The 14,581-nt window shown below is 73.0% G+C and carries 17 protein-coding genes; 4 read left to right on the plus strand and 13 right to left on the minus strand.

Going from position 1 to position 14,581, the window contains the following annotated elements; translation table 11 throughout:
• Nucleotides 1-14: 14 nt before the first annotated feature.
• The 4 genes from AB0C33_RS32175 to AB0C33_RS32190 form a co-directional block, all read right to left on the minus strand.
• Nucleotides 15-938, minus strand: a complete 924-nt coding sequence (locus AB0C33_RS32175) for a PD-(D/E)XK nuclease family protein (protein WP_358294370.1) — start codon at nt 936-938, stop codon at nt 15-17.
• On the minus strand, nt 939-1,658 hold the full coding sequence (locus AB0C33_RS32180; protein WP_352352854.1) for an MBL fold metallo-hydrolase: 720 nt from the start codon (nt 1,656-1,658) through the stop codon (nt 939-941).
• Between the two features lie 11 nt (nt 1,659-1,669).
• Nucleotides 1,670-2,284: a MarC family protein gene (locus AB0C33_RS32185; protein ID WP_352319244.1), complete on the minus strand. Its 615-nt coding sequence runs from the start codon at nt 2,282-2,284 to the stop codon at nt 1,670-1,672.
• An 82-nt stretch (nt 2,285-2,366) separates the two neighbouring features.
• Nucleotides 2,367-3,020: a DUF6758 family protein gene (locus AB0C33_RS32190; protein WP_358294371.1), complete on the minus strand. Its 654-nt coding sequence runs from the start codon at nt 3,018-3,020 to the stop codon at nt 2,367-2,369.
• 47 nt (nt 3,021-3,067) lie between these two features.
• Between AB0C33_RS32190 and AB0C33_RS32195 the strand changes: the two genes are divergently transcribed.
• On the plus strand, nt 3,068-3,469 hold the full coding sequence (locus AB0C33_RS32195; protein ID WP_358294372.1) for an NUDIX domain-containing protein: 402 nt from the start codon (nt 3,068-3,070) through the stop codon (nt 3,467-3,469).
• Here the strand turns inward: AB0C33_RS32195 and AB0C33_RS32200 are convergent.
• Together AB0C33_RS32200 and AB0C33_RS32205 are read right to left on the minus strand one after the other, a co-directional pair.
• Nucleotides 3,453-6,389, minus strand: a complete 2,937-nt coding sequence (locus AB0C33_RS32200; protein WP_358294373.1) for a hypothetical protein — start codon at nt 6,387-6,389, stop codon at nt 3,453-3,455. The two genes, AB0C33_RS32195 and AB0C33_RS32200, sit on opposite strands and share 17 nt — an antisense overlap.
• Before the next feature lie 506 nt (nt 6,390-6,895).
• A complete protein-coding gene (locus AB0C33_RS32205) occupies nt 6,896-7,822 on the minus strand; it encodes a type II CAAX endopeptidase family protein (protein WP_358294374.1) in 927 nt (308 codons plus the stop codon).
• Between the two features lie 189 nt (nt 7,823-8,011).
• On the opposite strand from AB0C33_RS32205, the gene AB0C33_RS32210 reads away from it, so the two are divergent.
• A complete protein-coding gene (locus AB0C33_RS32210) occupies nt 8,012-8,725 on the plus strand; it encodes a hypothetical protein (RefSeq protein WP_358294375.1) in 714 nt (237 codons plus the stop codon).
• Nucleotides 8,722-9,279 (plus strand): DUF6529 family protein, encoded by a 558-nt coding sequence (locus tag AB0C33_RS32215; RefSeq protein ID WP_358294376.1) that lies wholly within the window; start codon nt 8,722-8,724, stop codon nt 9,277-9,279. Before AB0C33_RS32210 ends, AB0C33_RS32215 begins: the two co-directional genes overlap by 4 nt.
• Here AB0C33_RS32215 and AB0C33_RS32220 read toward each other — a convergent pair.
• Genes AB0C33_RS32220 through AB0C33_RS32245 form a run of 6 tightly spaced genes read right to left on the minus strand, consistent with a single transcriptional unit; the run spans nt 9,269 to nt 13,144 of the window.
• Nucleotides 9,269-10,201 (minus strand): CoA ester lyase, encoded by a 933-nt coding sequence (locus tag AB0C33_RS32220; RefSeq protein ID WP_352352861.1) that lies wholly within the window; start codon nt 10,199-10,201, stop codon nt 9,269-9,271. The two genes, AB0C33_RS32215 and AB0C33_RS32220, sit on opposite strands and share 11 nt — an antisense overlap.
• A 60-nt stretch (nt 10,202-10,261) precedes the next feature.
• Complete coding sequence (locus AB0C33_RS32225; RefSeq protein ID WP_358294377.1) at nt 10,262-10,858, minus strand: sulfite oxidase-like oxidoreductase; 597 nt, start codon at nt 10,856-10,858, stop codon at nt 10,262-10,264.
• Between the two features lie 2 nt (nt 10,859-10,860).
• Nucleotides 10,861-11,130 (minus strand): DUF6510 family protein, encoded by a 270-nt coding sequence (locus tag AB0C33_RS32230; RefSeq protein WP_352319227.1) that lies wholly within the window; start codon nt 11,128-11,130, stop codon nt 10,861-10,863.
• Between the two features lie 10 nt (nt 11,131-11,140).
• Nucleotides 11,141-11,866 carry a ferredoxin reductase gene (locus AB0C33_RS32235; protein ID WP_358294378.1) on the minus strand — a complete coding sequence of 242 codons (726 nt, stop codon included), beginning with the start codon at nt 11,864-11,866 and terminating at the stop codon, nt 11,141-11,143.
• Nucleotides 11,836-12,447, minus strand: coding sequence for a molybdopterin-dependent oxidoreductase (locus AB0C33_RS32240; protein ID WP_352319223.1), 612 nt, complete (start codon nt 12,445-12,447; stop codon nt 11,836-11,838). The genes AB0C33_RS32235 and AB0C33_RS32240 overlap by 31 nt, the downstream gene beginning before the upstream one ends.
• Before the next feature lie 55 nt (nt 12,448-12,502).
• Nucleotides 12,503-13,144 (minus strand): hypothetical protein, encoded by a 642-nt coding sequence (locus AB0C33_RS32245; protein ID WP_358294379.1) that lies wholly within the window; start codon nt 13,142-13,144, stop codon nt 12,503-12,505.
• A 51-nt stretch (nt 13,145-13,195) separates the two neighbouring features.
• Here AB0C33_RS32245 and AB0C33_RS32250 point away from each other — a divergent pair, with 51 nt between their 5' ends.
• A complete protein-coding gene (locus AB0C33_RS32250; protein WP_358294380.1) occupies nt 13,196-13,564 on the plus strand; it encodes a hypothetical protein in 369 nt (122 codons plus the stop codon).
• 33 nt (nt 13,565-13,597) lie between these two features.
• Here AB0C33_RS32250 and AB0C33_RS32255 read toward each other — a convergent pair whose 3' ends face one another.
• Nucleotides 13,598-14,548 (minus strand): EamA family transporter, encoded by a 951-nt coding sequence (locus AB0C33_RS32255; RefSeq protein ID WP_358294381.1) that lies wholly within the window; start codon nt 14,546-14,548, stop codon nt 13,598-13,600.
• Nucleotides 14,549-14,581 lie beyond the last annotated feature (33 nt).

The raw sequence follows: 14,581 nt of genomic DNA on the forward strand, positions 1-14,581 counted from the left end.
CGCTTCGCCGGGGATCAGTCGGCCAGGCCGTCCCAGGGGTTGCGGTCGGAGCCGGCGGCCTGGCCCTCCGGGCAGTGACGGCGGAAGTCGCACCACGAGCAGAGCGGGCCGGGGCTGGCGGCGAACACCGTGTCGAGCTCGGCGGGAACCTGGGCCGGGCCGACGACGGGACGCTCGCCCGCCCCACGGCCCGCCGCCTGGGCCGGGCGCTTGGTCGAGGTCGGGGCGCCCATCACGGCGCGGTAGCGGTCGTCGGCGGTGGCGGCCTCGACGGCGATCTCCTCGGCGCGGCGCAGGTGCCGGCCCAGCGACTCGTCGGTGTGGCGCCACTCGACGATCTCGCCGGTGGGCAGGTGGTGCAGCTCGACCGCCCGGCACGGCGTGCGCATCATCGTGGAGGCCGCGATGGCGTACGTGGCCAGCGCGAGGGACGAGCGGGCGTCGTCCTGGGTCAGCGGGCGGCGGCCGGTCTTGTAGTCGACCACGACCAGCTCGTCGCCGCGCCGGTCGAGCCGGTCGATGCGCCCGGACAGCGCGACCACCTTGGTACGCGTGGCGACCGTGCGCTCGACGCCGACCGGATCGTCCGCGGGATCTAAGGTCGTGACATATCCGGACACGAGGTCGCGGGCCCGGCCCAGCCACTCGGCCGACTGCTCGGCGTCCCTGAACCCCTCGGTGATCCACCCGTTCGTGAGCAGGACGGCGGCCGTCAGCGGCGTGCGCCGTTCGTACGGCTCACGCCACCACGCCGCCAGCGCGTTGTGCACGCTGGCCCCGACGCTGTTGTGCGCCCAGGCGGGCCCCTTGGAGGGCTGCGGCCGGTCCAGGTAGGTGAACCGGTAGCGGCGGCGGCAGTCGAGCCAGGTGTTCAACCGCGACGGCGTGCACGCGTAGAGCCGCCGCGGCATCCCGTCCAGCGGAAGCTGGTCGTACACCTACTCGTCGCCGGGGCCGAGCTTGATGCCGGAGACCCTGGTGCCGTCGGTCAGCGGGCCCTCGTCGTCGCGGGCGGCGGCCGGGTCGCGGGTCAGCGAGCCCGACACCCAGTCGTCGAAGTGCGGCTCCAGGTCGCCGACGGTGACCTCGTCACCGTGGTTGGCCAGCACCCGCGTGTCGGCCGGCAGGGTGAACAGCCGGCCGCCGATCGAGGTGAGCTGGTCGGCCAGCGCCGGGTACTCGCCGCCGAGCTTGCCCGGCCCGTCGGCCTGCAGGGCCTTGCCGGTGAAGACGGCGCCCAGCGCCTCGCAGTAGAGCGAGATCCCGCCGGGCGTGACGCCGGGCGTCTCCATGACGTCGAGCTGGACGTCGGCGACGCCGAAGACGCCGTCGTCCTCCATGTCGATGTCGGGCCAGGTCTCCCGCCAGGTCTCCCGCCACAGCGGCTTGTCCTTGGGGTGCAGGGCGACGACCGCCTCGTCTCTGCTGGCCACCTCGATGGCCGCGCCGACGTGGTCGGGCAGGCCCGCGGTGCAGATGACGGCCAGCACCTCACGCTCGCCGACCTGCTCAAGGATCTTCTCGGCGTCACGCGCCGCGTCGATGACGATGACTTCGTCGTCGTCACCGATGATCCAGGTGTTGTTCTCGACCTTGTGCTCGGTGCCGTCGATGTCGACGACGCCCTCGGTCACCACTCGCTCGATACGCGCTGTCACGCTTCCGAACTTTAGCCCGTCTGCATGAGAGCGCGAATCGCGTTGATGATGAGTTGCACGGCGAGCGCCGAGAGCAGCAGGCCGGCGATCCTGGTGACCAGCTCCACGCCGTTCTCCTTGATGACGCGGATGATGCTGACCGAGAAGCGCATGAACAGCCACAGCAGGATGTGCACGGCCGCGATGGCCAGCATCAGCGCGGCCAGCCCGTCGGCGCGTCCCTCGGCCTGCTGGGCGAAGACGATGGTCGCCACGATCGCGCCGGGCCCGGCCAGCAGCGGCGTGCCGAGCGGCACCAGGGCGACGTTGACGTTCGAGCGCACGGTGTCGGTGCGCGGCTCGGCCGTGCCGCGCAGCAGCTCCAGGGCCACCAGCAGGAGCAGCAGGCCGCCCGCGATCTGCATGGCGGGCACCTCGACGTGCAGGTACGACAGGATGGCCCGCCCGAACACCGCGAACACCACCACCAGGCAGAACGCCGTCACCGCGGCCTGCCAGGCGATGCGCCTGCGCTCGGCCGGGGTGCGGCCGAAGGTGTAGGCGAGGAAGAGCGGGATGACGCCCGGCGGATCCATGATCACGAACATCGTCACGAACGCCTCGACGAAGAACCTGACCCCGGACACCGCTCCCCCAACCGGCCGCCCGGGGGAGGCGATCCTGTGCTCAGCTCCGCGCCCGGCCCTCCAGGCGCTCGATCTCCGGCTCTCAGTCTTCCAGCAGCGGCGAGAACCCGCCGAACGGCACCTCGAACTCGCGGTCGCGGGCGTCCTGGAGGGACAGCTCGGCCAGCGCGATCATGCAGCCGGCCTCGGCGGGCCAGGCGATGGTCCACAACCAGTTGCCCAGCGCCTCACCGGCGTAGACGGCGCGGTCGTCGATGCCGGCCAGGCACCACATCGCCGTGGGATGACCCAGCACCTCGATCTTCGCGTTGGGCGGCCCGGAGTCGAACCCCTCGCCGGGATCGGGACCGTCGAGCCCCGCGAACGTCGCGCCGAGCCCGACGCCCGGTTCCTCGGCGATCACCAGCAGGTCGGCCGGCCCTTCGATCGGCGAGGGCCCGCTCAGCGCGACCACGCTGGCCCGCGAGCCGGTACGGTCGTCGCCGACCTCGCCGAACCCGGTCACCGTCCAGCCGGGCGGCAATGGCCAGGGCAGCCACACGGGCACCACCGAGCGTTTCCGCATGGCCTCCAGCGATTCGCCCGTGGGCGGTCGCGGAGGCTGGTACGGCAGGACGTCGCCGTGCGTGTCGCAATGGAACGCACCGGACAGGGCGCTCGACCCGTGAAGCGGGCCGAAGCACCTTGGGCAGGTAGGAGCCGCTCTCACAGCTACCCACGGTGCTTCCTCCGGCACGGTCGCGTCAAGACCGGGACCCGTTATCCCGTCGTAATCTTGGTCATGTGCGCGTAAATTGTGTCGGCGCGATCATTTTCGGCGCCTCTGACCAGCTTCTTCTCATCCGGCGCGGCCGCCAGCCGGGCAAGGGCCTGTGGTCGCTCCCGGGCGGCCGGCTGGAGCCCGGCGAGAGCGACGCGGCCGGCGTGCGCCGCGAGGTCATGGAGGAGACCGGGCTGCGCGTCGAGGTGGGCCGCCTGGCCGGCACGGTGGAGCGTCCCGGGCCGGGCGGCGTCACGTACGTGATCCGCGACTACCTGGCGACCTGCGCCGGCGGCGTGCCCGTGGCCGGTGACGACGCCGCCGACGTGCGCTGGTGCGGCCCCGGTGAGCTGGCGCTCCTGCCGCTCACCGAGGGGCTGCTCGAATGCCTGACCGAGTGGGGCGTGCTCACCGGCTGGCGGTGAGGCTGGAGGTCCACAGGATCAGGTGGTCGGTGTCATAGGTCGTGGACCTGCCGAGCGCCACCACCTCCGTGCCGCTGATCGCCACGGCCGTCAGGGCCTGCATGCCGAGGCCGGAGAGCCGGTCCCTGGTCAGGGCCATGCGGCTCCACGACAGGCCGTCCTGGGAGACCCAGGCCGCGCTGTCGCCCTCGCCCGGGACGCCGTGCCAGCCGACCGCCACCAGGCCCTGGTCGCCCGCGGCCAGGTCGTGCACGGCCGCCGCCTGGTCCGCGGGCAGCCAGGCCGTCGTCCAGCTCTCGCCGTCGTCGTCGGAGACGGCGGAGAAGGCGCGGCGTGAGCCGTCCGTCACGGCCGTGCCGATCGCGACGAGCTTGTCGTGGTACGTCGTGACCTGCCGCAGCCCGGCCGACGTGGCGTCCGGCGGGGTGACCCGTTTGCGGGCGCTCCAGTTCACGCCGTCGTCGGAGAACCAGACCACGCTGTTCTCCCGGTCGGCGGTCCCCGACCCGCCGACCGCGACGTAGCCGCCCTGGGTCGCGATCACGTCGTGGACGCGTACGCCCGAGCCGCCCTGGGGCAGCTTCCTGGACCGGGTGTACTTGCGCAGGTCGGGCGTGAACCACATGGCGGCGGCCACCGAGCCCGCCTGGTCGTGGGACTCGCCGGCCAGCACGTACCCCTTCTTGCCCGCCGCGACGGCGTGGGTGTCCAGGTAGGGCCGGTCGCGGTCGCGGGCCAGGTCGCCGGAGACCGGCACGCGCCGCCAGTTCTCGCCGTCGTCGGAGGTGACGAGCAGGGGGTCGGTGACGGCCAGGTTCGTCTGGGTGCTGCCGGCCGCCAGCCAGCCGCGCCCGCCGTGGGCGACGTCCTCCAGGATCTGCCTGCCGGGGCCGCCGAGGCTCATCGACTTCCAGCGCTGCCAGTTGCTGATCGTCCACAGGCCGGCGTCGCCCGAGGCGGCGCCGACCGCCACGTACCGGCCGCCGGCGGCCGCCAGGCGGGTGGTCTCGCGCGAGACCCTGGTCAGGCCCTCGACCTGGCCGAGCTGGACGCGGGAGGCGGCGCCGCGCGGCGGCGCGGTCATCAGCACGAGCTGGTTGTCGACGTCGGAGGCGGCTTGGTCGCCGCCGGCGAACAGGGTGCCGCCGTCGGAGATCGTGAACCCGCGCAACGTGGCGCCCGCCAGGTCGCCGAGGTCGGCCCGCTTGGCCCAGCCGCGCCCGTCGGCGCTGGTCAGGACCGAGTACTTGCCCAAGGTGGCCTGGCTGATCGCGGCCACGCCGGACCGGTAGGAGACCAGCGACTCCACCCCGGGGCTCTCGCCGCTCAGGCCGCCGATGGAACCGCACTGCGACCACTGGGCGCCGGTGGGCGAGCAGTAGACGCGCACGCCGCCGTCGACCGTACGCTGCCTGGTCGGCACCAGGACGAACCGTTTGGGCAGCACGGCCACCGTGCCCGTGCGCGGCTCGGCCTCGGGGAGCTGGAAGCCGGTCGCCTGCCAGCCGCGTCCGCCGTCGGAGGAGCGCAGCACCCGCGAGCCGCTTCCGTCGGACGGGCGGCCGACGGCCACGACCGTGTCGCCCTGGGCGACGACCGCCCTGATCTCCTGGACGTCCAGCCCCCTGGTCTCCACGCGCTCCCAGGCCCGGCCGTCGGACGAGCGCCAGGCCGCCGGGCCGGGGCCGCCGTCCCCCGGCGTGGCGCCGACGGCGACGAAGCCGGAGGCCGTCCTGGCGATGTCGTAGATCTGGTCGCCGGGGCGGAAGGCGGCCATGCCGGTCGCGTTGACCGTCGTCCAGCTGAAGCCGTCGACGCTGGTCCACAGGCCGCGCTCGCCGGACGGGCCGTCGCCGCCGCTGGCCAGCCAGCGGCCGTCGCCGCCGACCACGCGCTGGACGATGGGCGTGGAGGCGCCGCTGACCTGGCCGAGCTGCCAGTGCTTGCCGGCGTCGGGCGAGAACAGGAAGAGCGGGCGCGGGGTCGGGCTGGTGGTGTCGCTGCCCACCGCGACCACCGCGCGGCCGACGGAGACGATGTCGTTGAGCTTCTGGTTGGTGCCGACGCCGGCGGCCGGGACGGTGAAGAGGTCGTCCCCCGAACGGCCGGTGCCGGCCTCCAGGCGCAGCCCGGTGGCGTCGGTGTCGCTCCAGCGCCATACGAGCACCCCTGCGGCCACCAGGAGCGCCAGGGCCATGGTGAGGGCTATGGGGGCGGCCCTGCTGCCCCGGTGCACGGGGCTGGACCTGCGTACGGCGGCCGGGGCCGGGCCTCTGTGGTGCCTGCCGCCGGCCCCGGCGGGGCGCGGCGGGCCGGTGGCGACCAGCAGATCCGGTCGCGTGGGACGCCCGCCGGGCGGCCGGCCCACCCGCCTGACCTCGGCGTCCTCCTCACCGGCCGCCGCGAGCTCGGCTTCCCGGCCCCCGGGATCGCGGGACTCCGGGGCGCGGGACTCCGGATCGCCGGACTCAGGGTCGCCGGACTCGGGGTCGCCGGACTCGGGGTCATGCCATCCGGGGGCCTGGGGGCCGGGGTCGTGCGGTCGTGGCGTCTGGGGGCCGGGGGGCTCCGGCTGCGAGGGCGCGGGCTGTGTGGCGGGGGCCTCGTCGGCGGGGAGCGGCAGGTGGTAGGGCGGCTCCCGGTAGGGGCCCGCGGGGGCCGTGCCCTCCTGGGGGCCGTCGGCGGGCGGGGCCGGGGGCCCGGACGGGGGCCCGGACGGGGGCGCAGGAGGTGGGGGCGCGGCGGGGGGTTCCTGGCGGGGCGGGCCGCCGGCGACGAGCTTGTCCGGGCGGTTGACGATGCGCCGGGGGCGGCGGCGCGGCTCGACCTCGGGCTCGGCCGTCGGCGAGCTGTACGGTCTGCGCCCCTTGGGCGGCTCCTGCGGCGATTCCTCCGGGATCGGGGACGCGAACGGCGGCATGCCCCAAGGGGAGGTCAAGGGTAAGCCCCGGGCCCGGTCGTCGGTGGGGCCGGGCGGGGAGTGGCGGATCCTGGGCTCCCCGGAAGAGGCCCCGGCCTGCTCGGAGGAGGCCCTGGGCTGCCCGGGAGAGGTTCCGGGCTCCTCGGGCGAGGGGGGTTCCGCGGCGTCCTCAGGACGCGGGTCGTCGTCGTCCGGCGGTCGCCGTGGCGGATCGCTGGGGCCGGAGGCCACGCGCCGCACCTCCTAGTCGAACTCGTCGTACAGGTGGAACCCGTCGAATCGGACCTGGTCAACCGGGTTGCGCGGGGAAACGGTGAGCGAACGGACCGATTCTTTACGGACCGTTCCACAAATCCCGTCCCACCTTATGCGCCTATTTTCTACCCCGTCCCACCAAAACGATCACCTCCGTGACGCCCTCGCCTGTCCCACAGGAACCAGACCAGCATGCCTGAGCCGGATTGGCGAGACCTCTCTAGCGAGATTTCCGGAACCTCTCGCCTGATTTATCCAGAAATAGCACTAATTGCCCGCTTTTTGGATATATAGAACACACCAATCGCATACACCGCGAGCTGCACCACCGTTCCCGACAACGCCTGCCAAGGGATGGGCGTCTTGCCCTGGTCCAGTGCGTCCTCCAGGCTGCCCGAGGCCGCGCTGAGCCCGAAGGCCAGCATGTTGTTCATCACGTGCAACGCGATCGGCGCCTCCAGCCCCCCGGTCCGTACGGCCAGCCAGCCCATCACCGCGCCGAAGGCGAACACGTCGAGCAGCCCCACCCACGAGTAGCCGTGCAGCGACGCGAACAGCAGGGACCCGATGAGAATCGCCCACACCGGATTGCGCACGTGCACACCGACCGCCTGGACGAACCAGCCGCGGAAGATGTACTCCTCGGTCGCCGCCTGGAACGGCACCAGCAGCACGATCACCACGAGGGCGGGCAGGAACCGCCCCCAGCCGACCCAGCCGAACAGGTCGGAGTACCCCTCCCCCGACAACGACAGGGCCATGACCTGCGCGATCTGGCCCAGCACCAGCGCCAGCACGGCCAGGCCGAGGCAGCGCAGCAACCAGGACCAGCGCAGCCGTCCGGCGACCGACGACAGCGTGCCGGGCCTGCGGCGCTGGACGAGCGCGGCCGTGCCGAGGACGAGCGGCAGCACGGCCGCGATCGACAGCAGCACCATCACCAGCCCGAACACCGGATCGCCGAAGATCTGCCCGGGGTCGGTCGGGGCGGGCAGGCCGAGGATCCACTCGGCGGCCTTGCCCAAGAGCAGCACGCCGGTGCCGACGACGAAGAACCCGACGCCCACGAGGATCGTGCCGACGACGGCCCGCCACGGCTCGTTCGCCGGAGTGCGGGCGAGATGGTCGTAACGCGCCCCCTGCGGCGTCGGCAGGAACCAGGACCGCGGCTGCGGCACGGGCGGCGGCCCATAAGGATAGACGGGCGGCCCAGGCGGCTGACTGCCATATGGCGGATTCGGTCCAGGGTTCTCCTGCATCCATACATTCTGTCTGCCGGGTGAGCATTAGTTCACAGACGACCCGCCCCTTTGGGCGGATGCTCGGAGTCGTACGGCATTTCGCCCTTCCGACTTTGGGAGCAGTCCATGTCAAGGCTGGGACCTTTCATCACCCTGGCGGCGGGCGCGGTCCTGGCCGCGGGGCTGGGCGTCGCCAGCGTCACCGCGGCACCGGCGGCCGACACCGCGCCCACCACCGACACGGCCGCGGCGGGATCCCCCACCGAGGCCGCCGCCACGCCGTCGCCGTCCGGGTCGCCATCCGTGTCATCGTCCGCGTCGCCCGCGCCCACCGAGGCCGCGAAGATCCCCAAGGCCGACTACGGCGGGTACGTCAAGGGCAACGGCGGCCTGATAGCGATCTCCGTCCGCGACGGCAAGGCCGTCGGCTACTTCTGCGACGGCAGGTCGGAAGCCTGGTTCAAGGGCGGCGAGGCCGGCGGGAAGGCCGTGCTGAAGGGCCCGGGCACGGCCCGGCTGACCGCCACGCTCGGCGGCGGACGCGCCAGGGGCAGCCTGTCCGTCGGCGGCGGGAGGTGGACGTTCACCGCGCCCGCCGTGGTCCGGCCGTCCGGGCTGTACCGGGCGACCGCGCAGGTCAGAGGCGCGAAGCTGCGAGCGGGCTGGATCCGCGTCCCGCGCCCCGGCGGCGGCTACGACCAGGTCGGCGCCGCGTTCCTGGGCCAGGACCAGGTGGAGATCCCCCGGCTGGACGCCGGGCGGCCCACCACCCCCGTGACCGTCGCCGGCGCCACCGTCCTGCCGAAGGACGTGGACGGCTTCATCGAGGAGATGCAATGACCGCCATTCACCGGCCCTCGCACCGGCCGTCGCACCGCACGGCCGCCGTGCTCCTGCTCCCGCTGCTGGCCGGCGGCCTGGTGGCGCTGGGCCTCGGCGTGTCCGGCCGGGCGCACACGCCCACGGGGTTCGCGATCGGCCCGGCCGGGTTCTCCGGCGCGCTGCCGATGAAGGCGTGGCTGACGACCGGGGCGTTCGCGCTGGCGATCGTCCAGGTGGTCTCGGCGCTGTCGATGTGGGGAAGGCTGGGGATCGAGCTGCCGGACGGCGTCCACCGCTGGTCGGGGCGGCTGGCCTTCCTCCTCACGATCCCCGTCGCCTTCCACTGCCTGTACGCCCTCGGCCTGCAGTTCGACGTGCCGCGCGTGCTGGCCCACTCGCTGCTCGGCTGCTTCTTCTACGGCGTGTTCACGGCGAAGATGCTGGCGCTGCCCAAGCGCGACGCGCCGGGCTGGACGTTGCCGCTGCTCGGCGGGCTGGCGTTCACGGCGCTGGTCGGGCTCTGGCTGACCTCGTCGTTGTGGTTCTTCACCGCGGTGGGCGTCAAGGTGTGAACGACTTCGTCCTCGCCAGACCGGCCGCCCTGCCCTTGGCGGCCACGACGAGCGCCATCTTGCGGGACGCCTCGTCGATCATCTCGTCGCCCAGCATGACCGCGCCGCGCCGCTCCACGGTGGTGTAGTGCTCGTACGCCTCCAGGATCAGCTCGGCGTGGTCGTAGTCGTCCTGGCTCGGCGAGAACACCTCGTTGGCCGCCTCCACCTGCAGAGGGTGCAGCACCCACTTGCCGTCGAACCCGAGCGCGGCGGCCCGGCGGGCGATCCGGCGGTAGCCCTCGACGTCCTTGATCTGGAGGTAGGGGCCGTCGATCACCTGGAGGTCGTGCATCCTGGCGGCCATCAGCAGGCGCATGAGGATGTAGTGGTAGGCGTCGCCCTCCTCGTAGCCGGGCGGCTGCTCGCCGACCACGAGGGTGCGCATGTTGATCGAGGCCATGAAGTCGGCCGGCCCGAACACCAGGGCCTCCAGCCTTCTGGACGACCCGGCGATGGCGTCGACGTTGACCAGCCCGCGGGCGTTCTCGATCTGGGCCTCGATGCCGATGCGGCCCACCTCGTAGCCCATCGACCGCTCGATCTGGGTCAGCAGGGTGTCGAGCCAGACGACCTCGGTCGGGTCCTGGACCTTGGGCAGGATCAGGCAGTCGAGGAACTCCCCGGCGCCTTCCACGACCTCGATCACGTCCCGGTACGTCCACATCGTGGTCAGGTCGTTGACCCTGACCGCGCGGGTCCTGCCGGTCCAGTCGCCCTCGCGCAGCGCGGTCACGACGTTCTTGCGGGCCTCGTCCTTGGCCAGCGGCGCGACGGAGTCCTCAAGGTCGAGGAAGACCTCGTCGGCGGGCAGGGTCTGGGCCTTCTCCAGGAAGCGGGGGTTGCTGCCCGGCACGGAGAGCACGGAACGACGTGAGCGCATGCGCCAACGCTAACGGCTGCGGGGCGGCCCGCGGCAGGCGTCCCCCGTCTATGGGCACGATCAGCTGTTCCAGTAGCGCTGCTCGCGCCACGGGTCGCCGTAGTTGTGGTACCCGGCCCGTTCCCAGAAGCCGGGCCGGTCACGGTCGAGCAGGCGCAGGCCCTTGACCCATTTGGCGGACTTCCAGAGGTACAGGTGCGGGACCAGCAGCCGGGCCGGGCCGCCGTGCTCGGCGGGCAGCGGGTCGCCGTCGAAGGTGTGGACGATCCACGCCCTGCCGCCGCGCAGGTCGGCGAGCGGCAGGTTGGTCGTGTAGCCGCCGTGGCAGTACGCCTCCGCGAACTCCGCCCGCGTGTCCACGTCGTCGAGCAGGACGTCGATCGACACGCCCTGCCAGTCGGTGTCGAACTTCGACCAGCCGGTGACGCAGTGGAGGTCGGTGTGCGGGGCGCTCTGGGGCAGGTCGAGCAGCTCGTCCCAGGTCCAGACGCGTTCCCGGCCGGCCTCGGTGACCAGGGTGAACGTCCAGCCGGCGGTGTCCACCCGGGGCGTCGGGCCCGCGGACAGGACGGGGAAGCCGGGCGTGAGGTACTGGCCGGGCGGCAGGCGGTCGTCGTGCCCGCCGCGTCCCTTGAAGCCCTTCGAGACGACGGCCACGGTCAGCCACCTCCCTGCACGGGCGTCTCCAGCAGGCCGAGGCCCGGCATCGCGGCCATCATCCGGCCCGGCGCCTCCACGAGGGTCATGAGCACGTTGTCGCAGTTCGGGCAGCGCAGCACGGTGCCGGGGGCGGGGCCGTACACGGTGGCCTCCCCCAGCGGGCCGTTCATGCCGCACTGCGCGCAGACGCCCTGGGCCGCCGTCATGTCCCGGCCGAAGAACTGGGCCAGCGGGCCTGCCGCGGCGTTGCCGTCCACGGGTTGTTGCATGGTGTCTCTCCTAGCCGTACCGCTCGGTGCGGATGTCGGTGGGCGGGTAGCCCAGGGCGGTGAGGATCGCGGCGACGTGCTCGACGAACGCGGTCGGTCCGCAGACGTAGGCCAGCGGCTCGTGGGCGGGCGGCCAGGCCAGCCGGACCAGTTGCGAGCGGTCCACCCGGCCCACGGGCTCGGGCCAGTCGGTGGGGGCCGAGCGGGTGTAGACGAAGGTCACCTCGGCGCCGGCGGCCTCCAGCTCGTCGCGGTAGATCACCTGGCCGGGATCGCGCACGGAGTAGACCAGTCGTACCGGGGTGCCGTCGCCCAGCCGGGCGCGGTGGCGCAGCATCGAGCGCAGCGGCACCACGCCGGACCCGCCCGCGACCAGCAGCAGCGGCCGCCGCTCCGGCATGGGCTCCCACACGAAGTAGCCGCCGATCGGGCCGCGCACCTCCACCTGGTCGCCGGCCTCGGCCACCTCCACCAGGTACGGCGACACCTCGCCCCCCGCCACCCCGACCACGGTGATGGAGGGCCGCTCGCCGGGCGCGCCGGCCAGCGAGTACGCCCGGGTCGCCTGGTAGCCGTCGTCGGCCGTCAGCCGCACGTCCACGTGCTGACCGGCGCGGTGTCCCGGCCAGCCGGGCACGTCGAGCAGCAACGTACGCGTCTGGTCGGTCTCCGGGACGACCTCGGCGATCGTGGCCGGCTGCCAGGTCAGTCGTCGTAGTACCGCTGTTCCCGCCATGGGTCCCCGAAGTTGTGATAGCCGGACCGCTCCCAGAAGCCTGGGCGGTCCTCGTCCATGAGCCACAGCTCGTGGATCCACTTGGCGCTCTTCCACAGGTAGTGGGCGGGCACCAGCATCCGCACCGGGCCGCCGTGCTCGGGCGGGATCGGCGCGCCCTCGTAGGCGTAGACCAGCCACGCCTTGCCGTCCACGATCTCCTCGACCGGCAGGTTGGTGGCGTAGCCGCCGTAGCTGACGGCCAGGGCGTACCCGGCCGCCCGGTCGGCGCCGGTCAGCAGCCGGTCGAGGGACACGCCCGTCCAGGTGGTGTCGAGCTTGCTCCAGTGGGTGACGCAGTGGATGTCCACGGTGATCTGCTCGGCGGGCAGCGACAGCAGGTCCGTCCACGTCCAGGTGGGCTCGCCCGCGCCGCCTCTGACGGTGAACGACCAGCGCTCGGTCCGGATGTGCTGCGTCGCCCCCGCGGTGAGCACCGGGAAGCCCTCGGCCAGGTACTGCCCCGGCGGCACCCGCCCGGCCAGCTCCGGCCGCGGCCGCCGGAAGTGTTTTCCGGCGAAGCCGCGAGAGACGATCCCCATGAATGCGGTTCTCCCCGACAGAGCACCCGGCGGACACCAGAAAAGGGCAAAGTGTTCAGCCGGTGACTCCGTGGGCGCGCAGGCGGGCGATCAGGCCGTCGATGCCGCACGGCTGGTTCCAGCCGGTCGAGGAGAAGATCTCGTCCCTGCCGCCGACGGCCCGGCCGCCGGGGTCGTCGGTCACCTCGTGCAGGATCACGCCCTGCGGGGGCGTCGACCAGGCGACCGCACGTCCCTCGACGACCTTGCCGGTCGGTCCGGCGCGGTTCATGAACAGCAGCACCCGGGTGCCCGGGGGCGCCGCGCGGGCGAAGTCGGCCACGCTGTGGACCGGCGTGCCCGCGTCGTCCACCGCCGCCCCTTGGTAGAAGGCGACGTCCGCGACGTCCGCTGCGGCGCCCTTGAGCCGCTCGCCGACCTGGGTGCGCATGAGGACGTAATGGGTGCGGTCCCCCGGGATGCCCTCCTCGACCACGGGCCCGGCGACCCAGCCCGTCACCTGGCCGGTGACGACGGTCTCCACCTTCCCGGCGAGCGCCTCGGGCGTCGGGGACGCCGGGTAGTCGTACACGACCTGCCGCAGGACGCGCGTGTCCAGCGGGCCCGTACGGGCGGAGGCCCCGCACCCGGACGGCGGTTCCGGACCGGCGGCGCCGCAGCCCGCGACGAGGAGGAGCACGAGGATGAACGACCGCATACCGATGAAACGCGCGCGGGGCCCGAGCGGTTCGGGGGTTACAGTCTGATCGTGAGCGACGACACCGCGGCCATCGAGGAGGGCGCCAAGAAGTCCGGCATCCTCTGGCTCGCCCTCGACCGCCCGCGCCTGGCCTGGCACGCCTGGCACGACGGCGCCATCTACCTCGTGACCGGCGGCGGCGAGCAGGACCTGCCGGGGCTCGGCGCGCTCGACCGGGTGCGCGTGACGCTGCGCAGCAAGGACAACGGCGCGCGGCTGGTGGAGTTCGACGCGGCGGTCTCGGTCGTCGACCAGGCCGGGGCGGCCGACGCCGTGGCGGTGCTAGCCAAGGAGCGGCTCAACGCCCCCGACAGCGAGCACCTGACCGAGCGCTGGGCCCGCGACTCGACCGTCCTGCGCCTCACACCGGAACGCTGACCCTCGGCCGCGCCCGGCCCGCGGCGGCCGGGCTCACACCCGGGCGGTGATCTCGGCCGGCCGGTCCGGGGCGGGGGCCGGTTCGCCGCCCGAGGTGGCGGTCTGGGCGAGCAGCGCGCCGCCGAGCACGATCAGCCCGCCGACGATCTGGAACACCCCCAGCGTCTCGCCGACCAGCGCCCACGCGACCACCGCGCCGCCGATGACCTCCAGCGAGGCGACCGTCGCCCCCACCGCCGCCGACAGCCGCCGCACCATGTTCATGCTGAGGATGTACGCCAGCGCGGTCGCCACCAGCACCAGCCACAGGTACGCCCCCAGCACCGGCAGCGTCGTGCCGCCCTGCGGGGCGACGGAGACCGTGAAGGCCTCCCAGGGGATGTCCCAGGGCTGCGCGAAGGGGATGAGCACGACGGCCGAGCCGACCATGCCCCAGGCGACCAGACCGAGCAGGTCGATGTCGGGGCCCAGGCTGTCGCCCATCAGGAAGTAGCCGGCGCAGCACGCCCCGGCCAGCAGGCCGAGGAGCAGGCCGAACGCGTCCAGGCGCATGCCCTGCCACGCCTCGACGACGATCGCCAGGCCGACGAACGCGATCACCGCGCCGACGTACGCGGCCCCGGCCAGGCGTACCTTGCGGACGAGCCTGACCCAGGCCACCACCATCACCGGCGCCATGAACTCCAGCAGCAGCGCGATCCCCACCGGCAGCCGGGTGATGGCGACGAAGTAGAGCGACTGCACGCCCGCGACGGCCATCACGGTGTAGAGCCCCAGGAACGGCAGCCGGGCCCGCGGGATGCGCAGGGCTCGCGGCTTGACCACCGCCAGCACCGCGACCAGCAGCAGCCCGGCGCCCGCCATCCGGGTCCAGACGGCCTCGACCGGCGCCAGCCCGGCGGTGATGAGGTACTTGGCCATCGGCCCGGAGAACGCGAAACAACACGACGACACGAATGCCAGTGCGAGCCCCGCCAGCCTCATGGTGTACCCCTAGTGCCCAGTAATCAGCGTTAA

The sequence above is a fragment of the Nonomuraea sp. NPDC048881 genome, assembly GCF_040649795.1.
Lineage (GTDB): Bacteria > Actinomycetota > Actinomycetes > Streptosporangiales > Streptosporangiaceae > Nonomuraea.

Bases quoted from the DNA above. Each gene is read 5' to 3' on its own strand.
- AB0C33_RS32200 (WP_358294373.1), bottom strand. From the start codon at position 6,389: ATGCCGCCGTTCGCGTCCCCGATCCCGGAGGAATCGCCGCAGGAGCCG.
- AB0C33_RS32210 (WP_358294375.1), top strand. From the start codon at position 8,012: ATGTCAAGGCTGGGACCTTTCATCACCCTGGCGGCGGGCGCGGTCCTG.
- AB0C33_RS32215 (WP_358294376.1), top strand. From the start codon at position 8,722: ATGACCGCCATTCACCGGCCCTCGCACCGGCCGTCGCACCGCACGGCC.
- AB0C33_RS32220 (WP_352352861.1), bottom strand. From the start codon at position 10,201: ATGCGCTCACGTCGTTCCGTGCTCTCCGTGCCGGGCAGCAACCCCCGC.
- AB0C33_RS32230 (WP_352319227.1), bottom strand. From the start codon at position 11,130: ATGCAACAACCCGTGGACGGCAACGCCGCGGCAGGCCCGCTGGCCCAG.
- AB0C33_RS32235 (WP_358294378.1), bottom strand. From the start codon at position 11,866: ATGGCGGGAACAGCGGTACTACGACGACTGACCTGGCAGCCGGCCACG.
- AB0C33_RS32240 (WP_352319223.1), bottom strand. From the start codon at position 12,447: ATGGGGATCGTCTCTCGCGGCTTCGCCGGAAAACACTTCCGGCGGCCG.
- AB0C33_RS32245 (WP_358294379.1), bottom strand. From the start codon at position 13,144: ATGCGGTCGTTCATCCTCGTGCTCCTCCTCGTCGCGGGCTGCGGCGCC.
- AB0C33_RS32255 (WP_358294381.1), bottom strand. From the start codon at position 14,548: ATGAGGCTGGCGGGGCTCGCACTGGCATTCGTGTCGTCGTGTTGTTTC.